Annotated in this window: 5 protein-coding genes; all 5 read left to right on the top strand. The window is 46.1% G+C overall.

All coding sequences use genetic code 11. The annotated features are described in order from the left end of the window. The first annotated feature begins 19 nt into the window (after window positions 1-19). Entirely contained in the window at window positions 20-1,300 is a 1,281-nt protein-coding gene (locus HOJ95_06215; GenBank protein ID MBT6394278.1) for a hypothetical protein, read from the top strand. 925 nt (window positions 1,301-2,225) lie between these two features. Beyond that, a complete protein-coding gene (locus HOJ95_06210) occupies window positions 2,226-3,044 on the top strand; it encodes a methyltransferase domain-containing protein (protein MBT6394277.1) in 819 nt (272 codons plus the stop codon). Between the two features lie 64 nt (window positions 3,045-3,108). Next, window positions 3,109-4,044 carry a GDP-L-fucose synthase gene (locus HOJ95_06205; GenBank protein ID MBT6394276.1) on the top strand — a complete coding sequence of 312 codons (936 nt, stop codon included), beginning with the start codon at window positions 3,109-3,111 and terminating at the stop codon, window positions 4,042-4,044. 3 nt (window positions 4,045-4,047) lie between these two features. Next, the gene (locus tag HOJ95_06200) at window positions 4,048-5,364 is read left to right on the top strand and encodes a glycosyltransferase family 4 protein (GenBank protein ID MBT6394275.1); all 1,317 of its coding nucleotides are present in this window, start codon (window positions 4,048-4,050) and stop codon (window positions 5,362-5,364) included. 9 nt (window positions 5,365-5,373) lie between these two features. Further along, a partial coding sequence (locus HOJ95_06195) for a class I SAM-dependent methyltransferase (GenBank protein MBT6394274.1) occupies window positions 5,374-5,866 on the top strand: 493 nt, incomplete at its 3' end.

Below are 5,866 nucleotides of genomic sequence, written 5' to 3'. Positions count from 1 at the left end.
TTTTGTCGCCGAAATGGAAATGGTACTTGCCGAGAAACCTTCTTACAGGGATTTGATCTATTACCTCTACAGGGGCGTTCATGTGGGCCGCCATGTCCTGTCTTGGATGTCGCGTGTCCTGCACCAGGGAACGGTTGCTCTTGAAAGAAAGCCGGAAATGGAAATGTTTCAACGGCTTTTCCCTGAGGCATTGAGGAACGTCCATGCCGCGGAAGCTTTATACGACAAATACCGACCCTCCGCAGTGATGTTCAACGAACATGGTTACACTCCTTTTGGTGAATTTTTCGACGTTTCGCATCTGCGGCAGCAAAATACAATTCTCTGGTGTGCTTCACACCGAGATGACTCTCGAATGTACAAACGCTATACGACCGATACATGCGGCGTTCATCCAAGTTCGCTGTCGGAGGGGTCCTGGGAGAGTTTGAAAAGTCATTCCTTAAATGAGGAAAGTAAAACTAAGCTGCTCCTGGAGCACAAGGAGCATTACTGTAACGCCACTTGGTTTAATTTTCAGCGAATTCAGCACGATAAAATTATCAAAACAAAAAAAGAAATTGTGTCGCAGCTTGGGTTAAACCCTGAAAAAAAGAATGCGTTCATTTTCGCGCATATTTTATGGGACGCTACTTTTTTCTATGGCGAAAGCCTTTTTGATGATTACGCAAAATGGCTGGTGGAAACCGTCAAGGCGGCGTGTAATAACGATACGGTCAATTGGGTGGTTAAGCTTCATCCGGTGAACGTCTGGAGGCGGGAGGCCGACGGTTATACCGGCGAGTACGCGGAAAATATTGTTCTTAGGGATGAAATTTATGAGTTGCCAGCACATGTGAAAATACTTCCCGCCGACACCGATATTAATACGTTCTCTCTTTTTGATGCGGCGGACTTCTGTATTACGGTTCGCGGAACAATAGGTATAGAAATGGCGCTATATGGTGTTCCCGTGTTTACCGCGGGGACCAGTCATTATTCAGAACGGGAATTTACAATTGATTCATCAACCCAGGAAGAATATCTAGACAGACTCTCTAAGATTCAAGAATATCCTCCTATGGATGCTGTAGCAATAGAGCTGGCACAGAAATACGCATATGGTCTTTTCCTTCTTAGGCCTTTTCCTTTCACCTCATTCAATATGAGATATTCAGCGGAACCTGGTATTTTCCATCCCTTGAACGGAAAACCTGAATTTCATGTCGCTTCACGAACCCAACTCGATTCGGCTACGGATCTTAATCGTCTGGCAGATTGGGTCTTAGAGTCTGATGAGCTTGATCTGTTAAGCCGTTGATGGGTTTATTGGACGTGAAATCCTGATTGATTATGATTTGGCATTAATTATTAAGAGTACGTGAAGAATGTTGGGTAGAAGCTGGAAAAAAAATTGAATGGACGCCGGATAAGGTTGAGCGCTCTGGGGATTCTATAGTGGTAGTCCATATTTCGATAATAATTATTTTGGCATGCATTCCGGCAGATCTGTTGTTTAATTCGATCAAAGAAAATATCACTAGACGATAAGAAAGTTCTTGATTATGGATATGGCTGAGGCCTTATGCTGCGTCATTTAATTGAGAGTGGTATCACTTGTTAGGGACTGGAATTTTCGCCATCACTCGCTGGGGATGCCGCAATTCATATCGGAGAGCATCCAAAATCTCTCGGTGTGGTGAGCGTTCAGGAGGATCTAAAAAAGATAACGATAATTCGTTTGATGTCGTTTTTCTGGTTGAAGTGATTGAAAATTTATTCGAAGAGCAAATCGATTCTACTCTTAAGGATAGATGTTGAATTTTAATGCCCGGTGGTTATCTATTGATAACGAATCCAAACGAGGAGGATTTGGACGCCAGCATGAAAATATGTCCCGAATGCAAGTGTATGTTTCACCGTTGGGAGCATATGAGAAGTTTCTCAGCGCCTAGTCTTTCCTCTCTTGTTGTTGAACCGGGGTTCGCTATTGATGTTTGTCAGGGTTTGAAATTTAAACACTCTGGAAGGCGAGCTGCCAGCTTGGTGGAATGGCTTCAGGATGTCTATCGAAATATTTGTCAACTGCCTTCCAATAGCCTGCATCAAATTTGTATGTGATACAAAGCTTGAAATCCATATGACATACACTTGGGTCGGTTCTGGCCGTAAAGTGTGGTCCTTTTACGTCTCTTCACTAACTTGTAGATCCGGTCGTTAATATGTCGGCGAATTTATCCTATCATTTGACTGAATCGGCATACGGAATAGTCAAACGGTTTTCTGTATTTCGGGAATGGATCGATAATTTTAAAATAAAATCCGGAAAAAATGATATCCGGGTGCTCGATTACGGATGTGGCACCGGCGCTCATTTAACCATCCCGCTGGGAGAGGTTGCTGATAGTTATTTGGGTGTTGATTTACATGAACCCTCAATCCAGGTTGCGCAATCAACGAATCAGTTGCCAAATGTGAAATTCTCCACCATGCCACTGTCACGATTTGTGGACGGCGGAGAGAAGTACGAAGCCGTCATATGCTCCGAGGTTTTGGAGCATTCCGAGAATCCGGGAGAAATATTAGAGAATCTGTATCAATTGTTACTTCCCGGCGGCATTGCCCTGATCAGTGTCCCTAATGGATATGGAAATTTTGAAAAGCTTCGTAGTTTTGAAAACTTCCTCAATAAAATAGGTATTGGGACGGTTATTCATTTTCTGAGAAGGGTTGTTCGACATCTCAAACAAGGTTTAAAGGTAAGCCAAAATCAAGAAAATGGTATTGTCGCGCCTGTTAATCGCGATTTTGGCGGAAGTTTTAATTTGGATGATGGGCACGTCCAATTTTTTCGGCTAAACGAAATTCGGGCCCTCTTTGTTGCTGCCGGATATGAAGAGCTTGAATGTAGGGGAAGGACAATTCTCTGCGGTCCCTATGTGGACGAATTGTTTTATTATAATCCTTTTCGGAATCTAATCTACCAAGTTAATAACCGCCTGGCTGATATTTTGCCACACACTATGGCGGCAGACTGGATGTTTCTTTTGAGAAGACCGAATTAAAAAATACAGGGTAGGATGATCGTCGATGATTTAGGATCGAAGATCGAAAAGGAGAGCGCAATAGATGGAGATAGAAAAAGCACGAGTGTTGGTAACCGGAGGCTCCGGTTTTCTTGGGCAACATTTGGTACGAAAAATTAGTGACTGTGGTTGTAAGGATATCATTATTCCGAGGAAAGCTCGGTATGACCTTACTCGGGAAGAGGCTGTCGAAAGGCTTCTCAAAGAAACTGAGCCGAAAATGGTTATACATCTGGCGGCAGTTGTGGGTGGAATTGGCGCAAACAAGGAAAATCCCGGTCGATTCACGTATGAAAATTTAATGATGGGCGCGATGCTGATGGAGTATTCGCGGCAGGCCGGGGTAGAAAAATTCGTGGGCGTGGGCACGATTTGTGAATACCCTAAATTCACGCCGGTCCCATTTCGGGAAGAAGATCTTTGGAATGGGTATCCTGAAGAGACGAATGCACCGTATGGGCTTGCGAAAAAAATGCTTCTCGTTCAGGGGCAAGCTTATCGTCAGCAGTACGGATTTAATTCCGTCCACCTGATGCCGGTGAATTTGTATGGACCTGGAGATAATTTTGACCCCGAGTCTTCCCATGTAATTCCGGCGCTTATTCGAAAATGCTTGGAAGCGAACGAACGGGGGGAAAGTGGAATCGTGTGCTGGGGAGATGGCTCGCCAACACGTGAATTTATTTATGTGGAAGATTGTGCTGATGCGATTTTGATGGCTGCAAGAGCTTATGACGGATCTGAGCCAGTAAACATAGGCTCAGGATTTGAAATTTCTATCAAAGATCTCGTTGAGTTGATAGCGCATATTTGTGAATTTCGGGGCGATATTGTTTGGGACGTTTCGAAGCCGAACGGGCAACCACGGAGGCGTCTGGATACCAGCCGAGCTTTGGAGGAGTTCAAGTTTCAGGCGAAAACAGATTTCCGCGAAGGCCTTGAACGAACAGTCAAGTGGTATAAGACCCAACAGGTTTAATATATGGAATCTAAATCTTTTCCGTCGGTTCTCGTTATCAGCCCTAACTCCTTTAATCCCTATTTCGGTGGCGGCGTCACGCTGACGAATCTGTATAAAGGGTGGCCTAAGGATAAAATCGCGATCCTTCATTCGGACACCATTCCTTCGGATCATTCTGTTTGTGAAAACGAATACCGATTGGCCAGTGCAGAGTTAGAGTGGAAGTGGCCTGTATCGATGCTCAAACGGTGGCAGAATAGTCGTAAACAGGGGCGAGATGAGCAATCCACTTCCTCTGGCGAAATTGAGCAAGTCGTAGTGGGGCCTTCCCGAATTGAGAAAATTCAACGGTTTCTTATTGGCGACGGTTTATTTCACAAGGCGAAAATTTCATCTCGTCTTGAACAATGGGTCCTGAATTTTAAGCCGCAACTTGTATACAGCCTTCTAGGATCCATTCCTTTTATTCGTCTAACTAAAGGGGTTGCAGCGTTGGCTGGAGCGCCGATTACCATACATATGATGGATGACTGGATGGAGACATCCTATCGGCGGGGGGTAATCGCTCCTTACTTTAGAAGGCAGATTCTCAGTGAAGGGCAAGATATCGTCTCCCTGGCTTCGCTTCGGATGGCCATTTCGCCGAGTATGGCAGAGGCCTATGGCAAAAGGTGGGGCCACCCATTCGTGGATTTTATGAACACCATCGATGTTGCTAGCTGGGAGAGAGATTCCAGGAAAAAATGGGACAAGGCAGCCCCTTTTCGCGTGGTTTATTCCGGGGCGATTATAGCGAATTCGGCCCTTGAAGGGATTCGAGATGTCTGCCGCGCTGTTGCGGAACTTCATGCCTCGGGTATGAAAATTGAGATGGCACTGTGCTGTCCGGACAGTTTCAAGAATCGTTATGCGAGCGAGTTGGAAAATCATCCAAGTGTTAAATTTCACCCGCCTCCGGAGCATGAAACAGTGGCGTCTTTGTTTGCCGGAGCGGATCTTCTTGTCTTGCCCGTGAATTTTGACGATGAAAGCATTCGCTATATTCGCTATTCGATGCCGACGAAGGTACCGGCCTATATGTGTTCTGGCACACCGGTGCTGGTTTACGGCCCGGGGGAGGTTGCTTCGGTGCAATATGCCGAACGAGAGGGCTGGGGATATGTCGTTTCCGAGCAAGGTGTCGATAAACTGGTTGATGCGATCAAGGTGCTTGCAGCGGACGATGAACTGAGGAAGCGGTTGGCTCTACGTGCAAAAGAAGTGGCCTTAAAAAATCACGATGCGGGACATGTACGCGCCGCTTTCAGGCGAGAGCTCGCCGCCGCTGCGGGGATGTGAAAGACCATCATGAACGATGAGAAAGTCCCAGTACAAACCGCGAGCGAACCTGCGACGCTGAGCGAAATCCAGAACTTCTGGGAAAAAAATCCTGTTGCATCCGCTGGTATATCTCATGAGCCGGGGACGGAGGAATTCTATCTGGCCTTCGAGGAGGCACGGGAAGAAGTCGAGCCCACCTGGTTGCGAGATAAGGTATATGGATTTTCCGAATATTCGAGCAAGCGTGTTCTCGATATCGGGTGCGGCAATGGGTATGTGTTGAGTAAATATGCTCGGGGCGGTGCCGATGTATGGGGCATCGACCTGACGCGAAAATCTGTAGAGCTCAGCCGTAGACGCTTTTCATTAGAGAAATTAGATGGCCATTTTCTGGTCGGAAATGCCGAGAAGCTTCCCTATCCTGACGGGCATTTCGATCTTGTTACATCAATGGGTGTTCTCCATCATGTCCCGTCGTTTGAAAAAGCGGTGAGCGAAATACGGCGGGTGCTTCGACCCG

It is taken from the genome of Nitrospinaceae bacterium (assembly GCA_018669005.1).
Classification (GTDB): domain Bacteria; phylum UBA8248; class UBA8248; order UBA8248; family UBA8248; genus UBA8248.
The sequence above is the reverse complement of the archived record's forward strand: the minus strand, read 5'-3'. Positions and strand labels throughout refer to the sequence as shown.